The organism is Desulfuromonadales bacterium (genome assembly GCA_035620395.1).
GTDB lineage: Bacteria > Desulfobacterota > Desulfuromonadia > Desulfuromonadales > DASPGW01 > DASPGW01.
In genome coordinates this window covers 1-16,556 of sequence record DASPGW010000269.1, presented here as the reverse complement: position 1 = coordinate 16,556, position 16,556 = coordinate 1, and the positions used below count along the sequence as shown (strand labels likewise).

Annotated in this window: 12 protein-coding genes; 7 read left to right on the top strand and 5 right to left on the bottom strand. The window is 64.9% G+C overall.

Going from position 1 to position 16,556, the window contains the following annotated elements:
- On the top strand, positions 1–1,456 hold a 1,456-nt coding region (locus tag VD811_14855; protein ID HXV22262.1), incomplete at its 5' end, for a bifunctional 2-methylcitrate dehydratase/aconitate hydratase.
- Positions 1,457–1,517: 61 nt separating this feature from the next.
- On the opposite strand, the gene VD811_14850 is transcribed toward VD811_14855, so the two are convergent.
- Entirely contained in the window at positions 1,518–2,504 is a 987-nt protein-coding gene (locus VD811_14850) for a M28 family peptidase (protein HXV22261.1), read from the bottom strand.
- A gap of 216 nt (positions 2,505–2,720) precedes the next feature.
- On the opposite strand from VD811_14850, the gene VD811_14845 reads away from it, so the two are divergent.
- A complete protein-coding gene (locus VD811_14845) occupies positions 2,721–3,893 on the top strand; it encodes a phospholipase D-like domain-containing protein (protein HXV22260.1) in 1,173 nt (390 codons plus the stop codon).
- Positions 3,894–3,987: 94 nt separating this feature from the next.
- Here VD811_14845 and VD811_14840 read toward each other — a convergent pair whose 3' ends face one another.
- Together VD811_14840 and VD811_14835 are read right to left on the bottom strand one after the other, a co-directional pair.
- Positions 3,988–5,979, bottom strand: a complete 1,992-nt coding sequence (locus VD811_14840; GenBank protein ID HXV22259.1) for a cache domain-containing protein — start codon at positions 5,977–5,979, stop codon at positions 3,988–3,990.
- On the bottom strand, positions 5,979–7,361 hold the full coding sequence (locus tag VD811_14835; protein ID HXV22258.1) for a sigma-54 dependent transcriptional regulator: 1,383 nt from the start codon (positions 7,359–7,361) through the stop codon (positions 5,979–5,981). Before VD811_14835 ends, VD811_14840 begins: the two co-directional genes overlap by 1 nt.
- Positions 7,362–7,704: 343 nt before the next feature.
- Between VD811_14835 and fdnG the strand changes: the two genes are divergently transcribed.
- The 5 genes from fdnG to tatA are packed head-to-tail and all read left to right on the top strand — an operon-like array spanning position 7,705 to position 14,482.
- Complete coding sequence (fdnG, locus tag VD811_14830) at positions 7,705–10,710, top strand: formate dehydrogenase-N subunit alpha (protein HXV22257.1); 3,006 nt, start codon at positions 7,705–7,707, stop codon at positions 10,708–10,710.
- Entirely contained in the window at positions 10,707–11,549 is an 843-nt protein-coding gene (locus VD811_14825; GenBank protein ID HXV22256.1) for a 4Fe-4S dicluster domain-containing protein, read from the top strand. Before fdnG ends, VD811_14825 begins: the two co-directional genes overlap by 4 nt.
- Positions 11,546–12,760: a Ni/Fe-hydrogenase cytochrome b subunit gene (gene hybB / locus VD811_14820; protein ID HXV22255.1), complete on the top strand. Its 1,215-nt coding sequence runs from the start codon at positions 11,546–11,548 to the stop codon at positions 12,758–12,760. The genes VD811_14825 and hybB overlap by 4 nt, the downstream gene beginning before the upstream one ends.
- Before the next feature lie 51 nt (positions 12,761–12,811).
- A complete protein-coding gene (gene fdhD / locus VD811_14815) occupies positions 12,812–14,218 on the top strand; it encodes a formate dehydrogenase accessory sulfurtransferase FdhD (protein ID HXV22254.1) in 1,407 nt (468 codons plus the stop codon).
- 30 nt (positions 14,219–14,248) lie between these two features.
- The gene (tatA, locus tag VD811_14810; protein ID HXV22253.1) at positions 14,249–14,482 is read left to right on the top strand and encodes a twin-arginine translocase TatA/TatE family subunit; all 234 of its coding nucleotides are present in this window, start codon (positions 14,249–14,251) and stop codon (positions 14,480–14,482) included.
- Between the two features lie 284 nt (positions 14,483–14,766).
- On the opposite strand, the gene VD811_14805 is transcribed toward tatA, so the two are convergent.
- Entirely contained in the window at positions 14,767–15,297 is a 531-nt protein-coding gene (locus VD811_14805) for a transporter (protein ID HXV22252.1), read from the bottom strand.
- A gap of 145 nt (positions 15,298–15,442) precedes the next feature.
- On the bottom strand, positions 15,443–16,556 hold a 1,114-nt coding region (locus tag VD811_14800), incomplete at its 5' end, for a porin (protein HXV22251.1).

Sequence of the window (16,556 nt, the reverse complement as noted above, 5' to 3'; positions counted from 1 at the left end):
GAGATTCCGCATGTCCCAGCGCACCGCCGACCTCAACATCCGCCCCGAGCCCGACAAGGAGCTAACCGACATCGCCGACTACGTCCTCGGCTACCGCATCGACAGCATCGAGGCGTACGAGACCGCCCGCTACTGCCTGCTGGACGCCCTGGGGTGCGCCATGCTGGCGTTGCGCTATCCGGAATGCACCAAGCTGCTGGGGCCCGTCGTCCCCGGCGCCATCGTCCCCGGCGGGGCACGGGTCCCCGGCACCCCCTTCGTCCTCGATCCGGTCCTGGCCGCCTTCGACCTTGGCGTCATGATCCGCTGGCTCGATTTCAACGACACCTGGCTCGCCGCCGAGTGGGGGCATCCCTCCGACAACCTGGGCGGCATACTCGCCGTCGCCGACTTCGTCAGCCGCCGGAGCCTCGCCGCCGGCAGGGTGCCACTTACCATGCGCGCAGTGCTCACCGCCATGATCAAGGCGCACGAGATCCAGGGGTGTCTTGCGCTGGAGAACGCCTTCAACCGGGCCGGTCTTGACCATGTGGTCCTGGTCAAGGTCGCCTCGACCGCGGTGGCGACGCAGCTGCTCGGCGGCGGCCGTCAGGAAATCGTCGATGCCCTCTCGCAGGCCTGGGTGGACGGCCAGGCCCTGCGCACCTACCGGCATGCCCCCAACGCCGGTCCCCGCAAGTCGTGGGCGGCCGGCGACGCCACCAGCCGGGCCGTGCGCCTGGCGCTGCTCACCCTGGCCGGCGAGCCGGGCTGCCCGAGCGCCCTCACGGCGAAAACCTGGGGCTTCTGCGACGCCCTCTTCGGCGGCCGGCACCTGCGCTTCCAGCGCCCATACGGTTCCTACGTCATGGAGAACGTCCTGTTCAAAATAGCCTTCCCCGCCGAGTTCCACGCCCAGACGGCCGTCGAGGCAGCCTTCGCCCTTCATCCCCAGGTACGGGACCGTCTGGATGAGGTCGAAAAGATCGTCCTCTCCACCCAGGAATCAGCGGTGCGCATCATCAGCAAGAGCGGTCCTCTGCACAACCCGGCCGACCGCGACCACTGCCTGCAGTACATGGTCGCCGTCGGCCTCATATTCGGCGAGCTGACCGCCGACCACTACGAGGCCGCCGTGGCCGCCGATCCGCGCATCGACGCCCTGCGGACGAAGATGGAGGTCGTGGAGGAGCCGCGCTACAGCCGCGACTACCTCGACCCGGAGAGGCGCTCCATCGCCAACGCCGTGCAGGTCTTCTTCAAGGACGGATCGCAGACGGAGAAGATCGAGATCGAGTACCCCCTCGGCCACCGCCGCCGCCGCGTCGAGGGGCTGCCGCTGCTTATCGAAAAGGCCCGCCGCAACCTCGCTACCCGCTTCCCGCAGCGGCGGGCCGAGGCGCTCGTCGAGCTCTGCCTCGATGCCGAGCGGCTGGAGGGGATGGCGGTGCAGGAGTTCGTCGATTCGTGGGTGTAAACGGACCTTTGAGGATCGCAACGGCCAACTCGTCTTCGCCATGCCACGAGCCCCATCCCCCTCAATGGTTGCACAGTCCCGCAACCATCCCCTTGAGCCCCGCCGTCACCCGCGCCAGCGCCCCGTAGTCGACCTTGTCCGGCGTGTCCGCGCGGCTGTGGTAGTGGGGATAGCGAAAGGGGGCGGTGTCGGTGATCATGATCGCCGGGTAGCCGCTGCGCCAGAAGGACCACTGGTCGGACCAGTCGACGCCGATCAGCCACTCGGGGGCGACCAGCCCTTCGGCGGGAAAGGCGCCGGTGCCGCGAAAGGCCGCCAGGGATCTCCGCAGCAGGCGGTGCGAGGCGAAGTTGCCGACGAAGGCAACGAAGTTGCCGCGCGTGGGGTAGAAGAAGCGCAAGGGAGGGAAAGGAAACTCCTGGCTCTCCCCGGCCTCGCTGTAGTAGCCGATCGTCTCCAGGCTGACCATGGCGACGATTTTCTCCCCCTTCGCCCGGGCGGCCCTGGCATAGACGAGGCTTCCCATCTCGGCGGTCTTGAAGAAGGGGGGCTCCTCGTTGACGAAGGCTGCCAGGCGCAGCGTGCGCCTGGGGCTTTCGGCACAGAGCTCACGGGCCAGCTCCAGCAGCGCCGCCACCCCGCTGGCGTTGTCGTTCGCTCCCGGCGAGCCCGTGACCGAGTCGTAGTGCGCCCCCACCACGACGATCTCGGCCGCCAGGTCTCGCCCCGGAATCTCTGCCACAATGTTGTGCACCGCCTTCTTCTGCACCCTGTGCTCCTGAGCGGTTACGGCGCAGCCCGCCGCGGCCAGCTCCGCCTCGATGTAGGCCGCTGCTTCTTCAAGGTGCGCGAAGTGCCACAGGTTGCGTTCGCCGATGCGGCCGGCAAGCTCCTGCACGTGGCGCCGCAGGCGCGCCTCGCGCGCGGCCAGCTCCCCGGTGGCAGGCGCTTCGTGTGGCGCGGCCTGACCCTGCGCCCGGTAGCGCCCGGAGAACCAGGCGGCGCCGAAAAGGAGGGCGGTGAGCAGCAGCAGGCTCAGGAGAATCATCGGTCTTTTCGCTTTCTCCGGCATGTTAAGACCATTGTAGCCGATGGGCAAGGGGCTGCCACGCCGGGCGAAAAAGGTTTATACGGAAAGCAGATGAGTGCGGAGTTCCGGGGAAAGCTATGATAAATTGGGGTGACTATGCCCTGACGCCTTACCGCAAACCTGTTATTCTGGAAAAGTTGAGATTTGGTTGTACGGAACAGGGAGGGAGGCGTCTTGAAGAAGAGTCCGAAGGCGAAATACCGCTTCCCCTGGCGTCCGGGAAACCGCTTCCGGCTGCTGGTGGATGGCGATCGCTTTTACGCGGCCATGCTCGAAAGGATCGAGGGGGCGCAGAACTACGTCCTGCTGGAGATGTACCTCTTCGAATCGGGAGGAGTCGCCGACCGCTTCATAGCCGCCCTTGCCGGGGCGGCGGCGCGGGGCGTTCGCGTCTGTCTGCTGCTCGATGGTTTCGGCGCTCTCGGTCTGGACAAGAAGGACCGTCAGCGCCTGGTCTCGGACGGAGTTGAACTGGTCGTCTACAACCCCCTGCGCACCTATGGCGGCCACGGCAATCTTTTTCGTGACCATCGCAAACTGCTGCTGATCGACGGCGTCGTCGCCTTTACCGGGGGTGCCGGCATCGCCGATGAGTTCGATCCCGGCCTGCATCCGGATCGCCACTGGCACGAGACGATGCTGGAGATCCGTGGCCCGGTCGTTCGCGACTGGCAGGCGCTGTTCGTGGAGGTTTGGAACCGCTGGTCCGACCGCCCCCTGCAGCCGCCCGCTTCGCCGGCGTTGGAGGAGAGTGGAGCCCAGCGCGGCCGGGTTGTTGCCCAAGGGCGCTTCCCCGGCCGTTCCGAGGTGATGCGCTCGCACGTCAGCCGCATCCGCGGCGCCCGGCGGCGGGTCTGGCTCGCCACCGCCTACTTCGTGCCATCCTGGAAGCTGCGCCGCTCCTTGCGCCACGCCGTCGGCAAAGGGGCCGATGTCCGTCTGCTGCTTCCCGGGCCGTTAAGCGACCATCCGGCGATTCGACACCTTGCCTGTCGCCACTACGAGAGTCTGCTGCGCGCTGGAGTGCGCATCTTTGAGTACCAGCCCCGCTTTCTGCATGCCAAGGTCCTGCTCTGCGACGATTGGGTCAGCATCGGCTCGAGCAACCTCGACCGCTGGAACTATCGCTGGAACCTGGAGGCCAATCAGGAGCTGGCCGACCCTGAACTCGCAGACCAGGTGGAGGCCCTCTTCGAAAACGATTTTGGCCACTGCCTGGAGATCGGCTACACGGCCTGGCGCCACCGGGGCTGGGGTCGCCGGCTGCAGGAGTGGGTCTGGACCAGGGCCTCCGGGATTCTCGCCTGGTTAACGGAGAAGAGGCGCAACCGCCCGGGATCCGGGTGATGATTTTGCCGGTCGACCGACTGGAAGCAATGAAACAGGGCCTGTCATGCGACGGGCCCTGTTTCATTGCAGGGTGAACGATAACGGAACCCCGTCAGACCTGGGCCCTTCTTTGCGGCAGCCGAACGCGGAAGATCGACCCCAGCCCCTTTTCGCTTTCCACCGTGATGCTGCCGCCGTGCGCCTGGACAATGCCGTAGGAGACCGAAAGACCGAGGCCGCTGCCGCTGACTCGGGTGGTGAAGAAGGGATCGAAGATCTTGTCACGGATTTCGCGCGGGATGCCGGGGCCGGTGTCGGCGAGGGCGATCTCGATCACAGCGCCCTCCAGGCGCGTGGTGACCGTAAGAGTGCCGTTGCCGGCCATCGCCTGCAGGGCATTGACGATGATATTGGTAAAGACCTGGCGCAGTCGTTCGGCATCTCCTTCGATCAGGGGCAGCTGCGGGTCGAAGTGGCGCTCGATGCGCATCTGCTCCAGCGGGACGAGATGGCCGGCCTGGGCGAGGATCTCTTCGATCAGCGAATTCAGCCGGAGTAAATTTTGGTGCAGGCTCTGCTTGCGGGCAAAGGCCAACATGTTCTGGGTGATCAGGGCGATGCGCTCGGTTTGCCGAAGAATTTCCTCGGCTTCCTCCTGGCCGGGGACCTCGGCCGGCAGATTCATCAGCAAGATCTCGACGTTGCCGCGAATGATCGCTGCCGGGTTGTTGATCTCATGAGCAACCCCGGCCGCCAGGGAACCGATGGCCGCCAATTTTTCCGCCCGGGCCAATTCCTCCTGGGTGTGAATCAGCTGCAGGCTCTTTTCTTCCAGCAGGGCGGTGCGTTCCTCGACCTTGTGCTCCAGCTCGCGGTTGAGCCGGGAGAGTTCCTCCTCTCGCTCCGTCAGGGCGGCAGTCATCCGGTTGAAGGCTTCGGTCAGGTGGCCGACTTCGTCGCGGGTGGTGACGGGGAGCCGGATTTCCCGCTCGCCCCCAGCCACCCGGCTGGCAGTTGCCTCCAGTTCACGGATAGGGCGGGAGAGCCGCTGCGAGATGGTGCGGGCGATCAGGTAGCCGAGACCGCCGCCTAGCAGAAGCAGCCCGATCAACAGGAGACCAGCCCGGGTCTTGAGGATGGTGTAGGGGCGCTCCAGCAGACCGACGTAGAGGGCGCCGACCGCCTCCCCTTGTGTATCGAGGAGTGGCTCGTAGGCGCTCAGGTACCACTGGTCGACGACCAGGGCGCGATCGACCCAGAGCTGGCGCATGGTCAGCACTGCCTCGGCCACCTGAGGCGAGACGAGGGTGCCGACGGCTCGTTCGCCGTCCTTGAGGCGGACAGTGGTGGCGACCCGCAAACGATCGAGAAAGATGGTGGCACTGCCGCTCTCGGTCCCCTGATGGGTTTCGCCACCGTAAATGATTTCCTGAATGCGGTCGACGAGAGGGAGATTGCCGTTCAGGAGCGTACCGCCGTAGATGTAGCCGAGGAGCCGGCCGTCGGTGGCGGTCAGGGGGGCGGCGCCGACCAGCAGCAGTCCGCGTGTCTCTACCGGCTCGCGATCGGCGGGGTGCGGCAGCCGCAGGGGGATGCGGGCACGCCCGGCCAATTCCTCCCCTTCGCGCCGAAGTTCTTCGGCAGTGAGCAGCAGGAGCCCGCCGGGAGATTCGCCGGCGAGCAGAGCCCGGGCCAGGGCGACTGGAGCCGGTTCGCCGCCGGGCCGGCCGGGGTTGGCGCCGCGGCGCAGAACCTCGCCGCGCGGGTCGGTCAGGGTCAGGATGTCCAGCCCTTCGCGCTGCCGCAGCGACGTCAGTTCCTGCTCCATCAGCCTGGTGTCGCCACGTTCGGCCGCTTCGGCCAGTGCCGGCGAACCGGCAGCCAGTCGCACCACCTCCCGCAAGTGACGCTCCTCCTGACGCAGGACCTCGCGGGCGGCGTGCAGATGGCGGCGCACCCGCTTTTGCGCCTCGTCGACGATCCAGGCGTTGATCAGATAAAAGACGGCGATGGAGACCAGCATCAGCACCAGCAGCAGCGGCGTCAGGGCCGCCAGGGTCAGCTTGCCGCGGATCGAAATGGGGGAGAGGGAAAGGCGGCGCATCACACCCTGTCCGGGAGGTCGGCCTGGGCAAGATGGAAATCCTTGATCTTGCGGTCGAGCGTCTTGCGGGTCACGCCGAGCAGCTGGGCGGCCCGGGACTTGTTCCAGGCGGTTTCCTGCAGTGCCCGCAGCACCTGCCCCCGCTCGGCTTCGCGCAGGTTGAGGGCCGGGGGCGCCGAGGCGGTCCCGGGCGTTCCCGGCGGGCCGTCGATGCGGCGGAAGGGGAGGAGGGCGGCAATGATCGTCTCGCCGCGGGCGAGTATGGCGCAGCGCTCGATCACGTTTTCCAGTTCCCGGACATTGCCCGGCCAGCGATAGGCCTGCATCGCGGCGAGGGCATCGGGGGCCAGTCCCTTGAGCGGGCGCCGCAGCTTGCGAGCGAGGTTGCCGAGAAAATGCAGGGCCAGCGGTTCGATATCCTCGGGGCGCTCCCGCAGCGGGGGGAGATGCAGGGCGATGACGTTGAGCCGGTAGAAAAGATCCTCCCGAAAGCGGCCGGCGGCGACTTCGGCCTCCAGGTCCTTGTTGGTGGCGGCGAGAAAACGGACGTCGACCTGGCGGGTCCGGGTCGAGCCGACCGGGATGAACTCCCCCTCCTGCAGCACGCGCAGCAGCTTGGCCTGCAGCACCGGACTCAGATCGCCGATCTCGTCGAGGAACAGGGTCCCCTCGTGCGCCTCCTCGAGCAGCCCTTTTTGCGCCTGGACGGCGCCGGTGAAGGCCCCCTTGACGTGGCCGAAGAGCTGGCTCTCGAGGAGCGTTTCGGTGAGCGCCGCGCAGTTGAGGGCGAGAAACCGGTTGTTCTTTCGCGGACTGGCGTAATGGATGGCGGCGGCGATCAGTTCCTTGCCGGTGCCGCTCTCACCGAGAATCAGCACGTTCGAATCGCTCTCGGCGACGGTCAGGGCCAGGTCGTAGACCTCGCCGAAAGCGGCGCTGCGGAAGATCGGCGGGCCGGGGACCGTCCGCTCGCGGATTTCCCGTTTCAGCGAGCTGTTCTCCTCGATCAGGCGCTCGCGCTCCAGGCAGTGCCGCACCAGCACGAAGAGCTTTTCCTGGGGGAAGGGCTTGGTCAGGTAGTCGAAGGCGCCGATCTTCATCGCCTCCACCGCCGAATCGATGGTGCCGTGGCCGGTCATCATGATGACCGGCAGCTCGGGGCGCAGGCTTCTGGCCCGGCGCAGGACTTCAAGCCCGTCCATCTCCGGCATCTTGACGTCGAGCAGCAGCAGTTCCGCGGCGCTTTCGCTCTCTTCGAGCTGGCGCAGCAGCAGGCGGGGGCTGGCACAGGCCTCTGCCTGGTAGCCCCAGCTCCGGAGCATCTTCTCCAGGTAGCGGCGCATCCCTTCTTCGTCGTCGCAGATCAGAATCCTGTTCTCCATCTCCTACCCCGGTATGCAGTGGTTGCCCCGTCCTGACCCGCAAAGCAGCGGCAGGAGGTATACGGCAGGGCATTGTCTGGCCAAACCGGCGGGAAAGTCAAGCTTTACAACGCGCTAATCTGGCTGGGTCATCCTGACCCGGTCGGGCCAGAAGTATCCACCCATCTGTATACAATTTGGAATTCCCCGATTCTGCCGTTGTCGCGCCAAGCCCTTGTTCTTCCTGTGAAAACAAGGTTTGATGTAAACGGAAAAACGGTTTGGCACAACCGTTGCGCATGTTGCTGCCATTCGCTCGCGAGCGCGTTGCGGCGGGCGGCAATTCGTAAAGGAGAGAATGTCCATGGGTATTTCCAGAAGAAACTTTCTCAAGGGAGGCGGCCTGGCCGCCGGCGCCCTGGCCCTGGGGGGCAAGAGCGCGGAGGCGAGCGTCGATGCTCCCGAGCTGCGTACCAAGGGGCTGCAGACCAGCACCACGGTCTGCCCCTACTGCGCCGTCGGCTGCGGCATGATCGTCCATGCCAGGGACGGCAAGATCGTCAACATCGAGGGGGACCCCGAACATCCGATCAACCAGGGGGCTCTCTGCTCCAAGGGGAGCGCCCTCTTCCAGGTGGCCAACAACGAGCGGCGCCTGAACAAGGTGCAGTACCGCGCTCCCGGCAGCGACCGGTGGGAGGAAAAGCCGTGGGACTGGGCCATGGACCGCATCGCTCACCTCATGCAGGAGTCGCGGGACCGAAACTTCGTCGCCACCGAGACGAAGGACGGCAAGGAGTACGTCGTCAACCGCAACGAGGGGATGGCCTTTTTGGGGGCGGCCGCCCTCGATAACGAGGAATGCTACCTCTGGAGCAAGTTCGCCCGCGCCATGGGGGTCGCCTACCTCGAACACCAGGCCCGAATATGACACTCCGCTACGGTCGCCGGTCTGGCGGCCTCCTTCGGTCGTGGTGCCATGACCAATCACTGGAACGACATCCAGCACGCGGACGTCATCCTGGCCATCGGCTCCAATCCCGCTGAGAACCACCCCATCTCCTTCAAGTACGTGGAGAAGGCGATGGACAGGGGCGGCAAGCTGATCAGCGTCGATCCCCGCTATACCCGCACCTCCTCCAAGGCCGACCTCTACGCCCAGCTGCGCCCCGGCACCGACATCGCCTTCATGGGCGGGCTGATCAACTACGCCCTGCAGAACGATCTCATCCACCGGGACTACGTCCTGCATTACACCAACGCCTCCTTCCTCGTCGACGACGGCTTCACCTACGAAGAGGGGATCTTCTCCGGCTACTCCCCGGAGACCTTCAGCTACGACAAGAGCACCTGGAAATACCAGAGCGACAAGGACGGCCAGCCCCTGCGGGACGCCAGCCTGCAGCATCCGCGCTGCGTCTTCCAGCTGCTGAAGGCGCACTACGCCGCCTACACCCCGGAACAGGTCTGCGAGATCACCGGTACCGCCATCCAGGACTACATGGCCGTCGCCCGCACCTTCTGCGCCACCGCCGGTCCCGACAAGGCCGGCACCATCATGTACGCCATGGGGACGACGCAGCACACCTACGGTACCCAGAACGTGCGCTCCTACGCCATGCTCCAGCTGCTGCTCGGGAACATCGGCATCGCCGGCGGCGGCATCAACGCCCTGCGCGGCGAGGCGAACGTGCAGGGCTCGACGGACTACGCCCTGCTCTACCACATCCTGCCGGGCTACCTGAAATCCCCCGAGTTCAGCGACGTGAACCTGGCCGATTATCTCGCCAAGGTCACGCCCAAGGCGACGGACGCCAAGAGCGCCAACTGGTGGAGCAACACCCCCAAGTACGTCACCAGCCTGCTGAAGGCCTGGTGGGGGGAGCACGCCACGGCGGCCAACGACTACGGCTTTGGCTACCTGCCCAAGCGCAGCGGCAACTACTCCTTCATCATGCTCATGGACCGGCTGCAGCGGGGTGGCTTCGAGGGGCTCTTCTGCATGGGGACGAACCCCATCGTCGGCGGTCCGGACTCGCTGGCCATCGGCGAAGGGCTGGGCAAGCTCAAGTGGCTGGTGGCGGCGGACCTGTGGGAAACGGACACCAGCGTCTTCTGGAAGCGCCCCGGGGTCAAGCCGCAGGAGATCCAGACGGAGGTCTTCCTGCTGCCGGCGGCCAGCTCGGTGGAAAAGCAGGGGAGCGTCTCCAATTCCGGGCGCTGGGCCCAGTGGCGCTACAAAGCGGTCGAGCCGCCGGGAGAGGCCGAGAGCGACGCCTTCATCATCGACCAGCTCTGCCGGCGCCTGAAGAAGCTCTACGCCGCCGGCGGGGTCTTCCCCGAGCCGATCGTCAACCTGGCCTGGAACTACGGCAGCGGCCATGAGCCGGACATCGACCAGGTGGCCCGGGAAATCAACGGCTACTTCCTCCGCGACGTCGAGATCAAGGGCAAGCTCTACAAGGCAGGCCAGCAGGTCCCCGCCTTCGCCGCCCTGCAGGACGACGGCTCGACCGTCTCGGGGAACTGGCTCTACTGCGGCTCCTTCACCGAGGCCGGCAACCTGATGCAGCGTCGCGGCAAGGAGGACCCCAGCGGGCTGGAGATGTACCACCAGTGGGCCTGGTGCTGGCCGGTCAACCGGCGCATCCTCTACAACCGTGCCTCCGTCGACCCCGACGGCCGCCCCTGGAACCCGAAGAAGGTGGTCATCGCCTGGGACGAGGCGGCGGGCAAGTGGCAGGGGGACGTCCCCGACGGCCCCTGGCCGCCGATGAGCAAGCCGGACGGCCGCCATCCCTTTATCATGGTGCCCGAGGGCTGCGGCCGCCTCTTCGCGGCGGGCCTCGCCGACGGCCCCTTCCCCGTGCATTACGAGCCGATGGAGAGCCCCACCGGCAACCTGATGTGCAAGCAGCAGACGAACCCCGCGGTGCGGCCGCCGGCCAAGCTCAGCAACCGGGAGAAATTCCCCTACATCGGCACCACCTACCGGGTCTCCGAGCACTGGCAGGCCGGCGCCATGACCCGCAACCTTCCCTGGCTGGTGGAACTGGTTCCCGACATGTTCGTGGAGATGAGCGAGGGCCTGGCGAGCTGGAAGGGGATCAGCAACGGCGACATGGTCACCATTTCTTCCGAACGCGGCGCCATCGAGGCGCGGGCGCTGGTGACTTCCCGCATCAAGCCGCTGCGGATCGGCGGCAGGATGGTCGAGCAGGTGGGGCTGCCCTGGCATTTCGGCTTCGCCGGGCTGGCCACGGGGGACAGCGCCAACGTCCTGACGGCGGCCGTGGGATGCGCCAATACCACAATTCCCGAGTACAAGGCGTTTCTCTGCAACATCGAGAAAGGGGGTAACAAGGCATGAGCAGCCGCACCGATTTTTCCCGGAACAAGGCGTTCCTGATCGATATGACCAAATGCACCGGCTGCCGCGGCTGCCAGGTGGCCTGCAAGCAGTGGAACCAGCTCAAGGCGGAGGAGACGACCTTCTTCTCCGGCGAGGGGTATCAGAACCCCCCGGCCATGAGCGAATACACCTTCACCCGGATCAAGTTCCGGGACTACCAGAAGAACGGCCAGAACGAATTCGCCTTCTACAAGGAAATGTGCATGCACTGCAACGACCCGGCCTGCGCCTCGGTCTGTCCGGTCGGGGCATTCCGCAAGACCGCGGAGGGGCCCGTGGTCTACGAGGACAAGAAGTGCATCGGCTGCCGTTTCTGCATGGTCGCCTGCCCCTTCGGGGTGCCCAAGTACCAGTGGAGCAAAGCCTTTCCCCTGGTGCGCAAGTGCACCGGCTGCTACAGCCGGGTGAAGGAGGGGCTCAAGCCCGCCTGCGCCACCGCCTGCCCCACGGCCATCACCTACGGCCCCCGGGAAGAGCTGATCAATGAGGCCGAACGGCGTCTGGCGGCCCATCCCGACCGTTATCTGCCGAAAGTCTACGGCAAGGAAGAGGCGGGGGGGACGAGCGTCATCTACCTGACGGCCCTCCCGTTCAACGAACTCGGCTTCAAACCGGTGACGATGCGGGCGCTCCCCTCCTACACCTGGCAGGCCCTGCGCCTGGTCCCCGGCATCTTCCTCGGCGTCGGCGGCACCCTGTCGGCCGTCTCCTGGATCCAGCACCGCAAGGAGCGGATCCGGAGGGGGAAAGAGGAGGCCTGCGCCCCAACGGATGACCACAAGGAGGAGAAGCCATGACCGCAGCCAGATACGTCATCAATGAAATCCAGGGCTACCACCGCTTCATCAAGTTTCTGATGGTGCTGGTGGGGGCTGCTGCAGTCGCCTCGGCCATCCGCTTCATCTTCGGCCTGGGCGCCACCACCAACCTCAACGACACCTACCCCTGGGGGCTGTGGATCTCCTTCGACGTGGTCACCGCCGTTCCCCTGGCGGCCGGCGCCTTCACTCTCGGCGTCGTCGCCCATGTCTTCCACATCAAAAAGCTGGAACCCCTGGTTCGTCCGGCCATCGTCACCGGCTTCCTCGGCTACTCCCTGGTCTGCGTCGGGCTGCTGCTCGACCTGGGGCAGCCGCAGCGGGGGATGTACGTCCTTTTCCCCTGGAACTGGAATGTCCACTCGCCCATGTTCGAGGTTTCCATGTGCGTCATGGCCTACACCACCGTCCTCACCCTGGAGTTCCTGCATCCGGTCTCCGAGCGCTTCGGATGGCACATCCCCCTGCGCCTGCTGCGCAATCTCTCGGTCCCCTTCGCCATCGTGGCGGCGATGATCTCCACCCTGCACCAGTCGACCCTCGGCACCTTCTTCCTCATCGCCGTCGACAAGCTGCACAGCCTCTGGTACAACCCCCTGCTGCCGCTGCAGTTCTGGCTCTCGGCGATTTTCTGCGGGCTCTCCATCGTCATTTTCGAGGCGAGCCTGGTGCACCGCTACATGGGACAGCCGAACGAGTCCGAGCTCCTTGCCACCCTGACGAAGATCATCCCCTGGATCATGGGGGCTTACATCCTCGTCAAGCTCTTCGCCCTGACCACCCTGGCCGAGGGACCCCTCTTCGACCGCCCCTTCCTCACCCTGCTTTTCGCCATCGAGGTGATCGTCGGGGTGCTGGTCCCCTTCCTCATGTTTCTGAACCGCCGCATCCGCACCGACAAGGCGATGCAGCTGCGGGCGGCCAGCCTGGTCATCTTCGGGCTGATCCTCAACCGGTTCAACGTCTCGATGTTCGGCATGATCCAGCCCGACCAGCAGATCTACTTCCCCTCCCTGCTGGAATCGGTCGTTACCATCGGCATCATCGCCGCCCACATCCTCTTCTTCGTCCTGGTCGCCAAGTACTTTCCGATCTTCGAGCACCATCCCGAAGCGGTCGATGCCACCATTCCCGACCGCATCCGCAAGATCGGCGAGCACCCGGGGCATGGGAAGGTCAGCGAGGCGTAACAAACACCGCAGGGGCGCAGCATGCTGCGCCCCTGCACCATCCGAAGGCCTATGAACACACTCTACACTTATCACAACGGCCGTCTGGAGGAGCAGCGGGGGGAGGTCGTCCGCGAGCATCCCCTCGCCCTCACCGTCAACGGCCGGGAGCTCGCCACCCTGGTCGCCTCACCGCACGAGCTGCGCTTCCTGGTGGCGGGGTTTTTGCGGCTGCAGGGGTTCGTCGAGAGCCTCGACGATTTCCTGCTGCTGTCGGTCTGCGACGACTTCGGCGTGGCCAACGTGCGCATCAAGCAGGAACTCCCCGAGCGGCTCAGGCCGGTCCTCACCAGCGGCTGCGGCACCGGGATCACCTTCGACCTGCCATCGCCGGAGGGCAGGGGCGAGGCTCTGCCGCGCCCGGCGCCGGTCCGCCCCGACGCCGTCTTCCGCCTGATGGAGGAACTGGCGAAGAAGGCGGAAGGATACCGCAGCCACGGCGGCATCCACTCGGCGGCGGTGGGGGAGCCTGACGGCACCCTGCTCCTCTTCGCCGAGGATCTTGGCCGGCACAACACCCTCGACCGCATCGCCGGCGAGGCGCTGTTTAAGGGGATCGACCTCGCCGGCAAGCTTCTCGTCACCTCCGGCCGGGTCTCGACCGAGATGGCGGCCAAGGCGGCCCGACTCGGGCTTGCGCTCATCGCCTCGCGCACCTCGGCTACGGACCAGGCGGTGCGGCTCTGCGAAGAGGCGGGGATCGGCCTCGTCGGCTACGTGCGGGGGGGGAAATTCACCGTCTATGCCCACCCGCAGCAACTGGACATCGGCGCCGGGCGCATCCGCGGCGTCACCGGCGTCATCCTCGCCGGCGGCGAATCCCGCCGCATGGGGAGCGACAAGTCGCTGCTTCCCCTGGACGGCGGCCGCTTCATCGACCACGCCTACCGGACGCTGGCAGCGCTGTTCGACGAGGTGCTCATCGTCACCAACTCGCCCGACCTCTACGCCGGCCTTCCCTGCCGAAAAGTCCCCGACCTCTATCCACTGAAGGGGTCGCTGGCCGGCATTCACTCGGCTCTCAGCCACGCCCGAACCGGCAAGATCTTCGTCGTCGCCTGCGACATGCCCTTCCTCTCCGCCGAGGTCATCCGCCGGCTCTGCGCTCGGGACGCAGCGGCCGACGTGGTCATCCCCCGCAGCGAGCGGGGCGTCGAGCCGCTGCACGCCCTCTACGACACCCGCTGCCTGCCGGCCGTCGAGGAACTGCTCGATGCCGGGGAGAAGAAGATCGTCCGCTTCTTCCCGCGGGTGCGGGTGTGCGAGGTGCCGCCGGCCGCCTTCGCCGACTGCGACCCGGAGGGGCGTTCGTTCCGCAACATCAACACCCCGCAGGAGTACTTCGCCCTGCGGGACGGCGACCGGGAAGAGCCGGCGGCGGCCGCGGAGCCGGCGCCGGCCGGCCGCCAGCAAGGCTAGCCGGCTAAAGGATCATTTCAGGAGGAGAGCATGTTCGGTCTGGGAACGCAGGAACTGGTCATCATACTCGTGCTGGTGCTGGTCATTTTCGGCGCCGGCAAGCTGCCGCAGGTCGGCGGCGCGCTGGGCAAGGGGATCCGCAACTTCAAGAGCGGATTGCGGGAGGAGGCGGGGGAGGTTGCCGTGGTCGCCGAGGAGACGCAACGAAGACAACGGCCAAACGGGCCAGACTCAATGGAAGGAATCAACCAATCGGGACACTAGAGCCCTTCGAATATTTCCCCCCTTCTTCTCCCGGCACTCTTCTTCGCCAATCAGCTCTTCCTGCCGCAGTTGCTTCAGAAATCTCAACCCATCGGTTCTTTTGCGTGCTCAGCTGCAGGTCACTGCTGCGGAAAAAAAGGGGGAAACGTCAAGTTTCCCCCGACCGCAAGGAGTGAGCATGGAGGCTCGCAGCTTCCGCATCCCGGTCCCTCAACCGGTGCGGCGGAATTTTTCTGACTGATTTTCAGACACCGAAAAAGGGTGCTCTCTGCAAATCTTTGCGCTTAAAACGGCAGAGTGCCGTATCCCATCAGGCTGAAGGCCGGGACCAGCAGGCAGGTGAAAGTCAGGACAAGAAACATCACCGCCGCAACCTTCGGGTTGACCTTGCCGTAAGTTACGCCGGTAACAGTAAAGCAGATAACGACGAAGGTAAGGTTCATGAATGCCAGATAGGGAGTTACGCCGATAATAGTCGACCCATCGGCCTTCACGCCGCCACCGGTGGCAAAGAGAAATGCATAAACGGCACAGACGATGCCGACGAGCAGGGCGCCATTGCCGATGGTACGCAGATCGGTCACCCCCGTCATCAGGGCATGGCCAGTCTGCAGATACAGAACGCCGAATACGAAGAGCAGTCCGGCAGTAAAGGGGTCGGTAAAAACTGCCGCCTGAAGAGTCGCCCCCAGGACAACGAGGATGCCCACCACCGTGCTGACAAAACCGGTCGTTTTGGCTTCGCCATAGCCGAGGAAGAACAGGCCGACCGGAACCCACATGATGCTGATCAAAACCAGAAGAGCTAAGGTCATGAGCTTTCTCCTTTTAGTTTTTATCCCCTCCCGGCCGGTTTCGTTGGCGGCATGGGAAAGATCGTTTTCGACAGGGGCGGACTTGACTTTGTTCCCTGATGAGCCGTCAGACGCTTATCGTCACTGACGGCTTTTTGCCTATCGATCAGAAGTTAACTATCCCACCCAAGGCGATGGTGCGGGTTTCCTCTTCGAGGTTGCCGATGGCGATTTCATTGATGTTGTATTCGGCAACAAGGCTGAGATAGTCGTTGACGGCGTAAAAAACAGCCCCGGTGATGGTTTCGTTTTCCCACTCCGCTATGGCCTCGAGCTCGTTCTTGCCATAGGAGCCGACAACCCTCGCGTTGCCGATGATGTAGGAAGCCTGCAGAAGATAACCTTCGCTGTCGACTTCTTCTCCGGCTTCAAACACCGGAAGACCAAGAACTGTGTCGACACCAGGCCCCAGCAGAAGTCCGACGCCTTCCGCATCAAAGCCGGAGGCATGGAGACCCAGGCCGGCAATCCTCGCCTTGATGCCGTAGGAGAGACCCTTGGAGGTGACATCGGCCGTAGCACCCTCTGATTTCTGGTGGAGAAAGCCGGTCCAGGCGGTGATGCTGCCATTGCTCAAGGTGTAGTTGTAGGTCAGTTCACCCTCGAATCTCGGCGTATCCTCTTCTGCGGAGGCCCCCGCTGCGGTGCGGGAGGGGTCGACCAGGCCGATCGCCAGCTTGAATCCGGCCAGATCGGGCGTGCGGTAGGTGATCTGCGCGGCGGGCAGCGGGTAGATGTATCCCGTGCCGATATTTCCGAAAGACACATTGGCGCCATCGATAAGCCCCAAGGTGTCGCTCACATTGCCGTAGCCCTGCAGAATCTCATCCAGAAAGATATTGGAGCGGCTGAACAGGCCGAAGTCCTTGCCGAGAAGAACCTGACCCCAGTCGCCCCCCACGGTGGCGTAGAACTGGCGAACATCGATGCCGGTATCGGTAATACCGTGAGTGCCGCCGTTGAGATCGTCGCTGTCGTTGATGGTCACCCAGAAAGAGGAGCGACCGCCGAGCTTGAGATCACCAACCTGCCTGCTGAAGTTGAAGCCGATCCAGTTGGGCAGGAAGCCCATTTTGATACGGGACTGCTTGCGGTCTGGCCGAAATGCACGAATTGGGTTTCCATTTGCGTCCAGTCTCGGGGTGCCATCAGGGTTCAGTACCAAGGCCGCTTCCATCGCCGCATTCTTGTCGCTGTCGCTATAGACGTAGAAGGTGTTG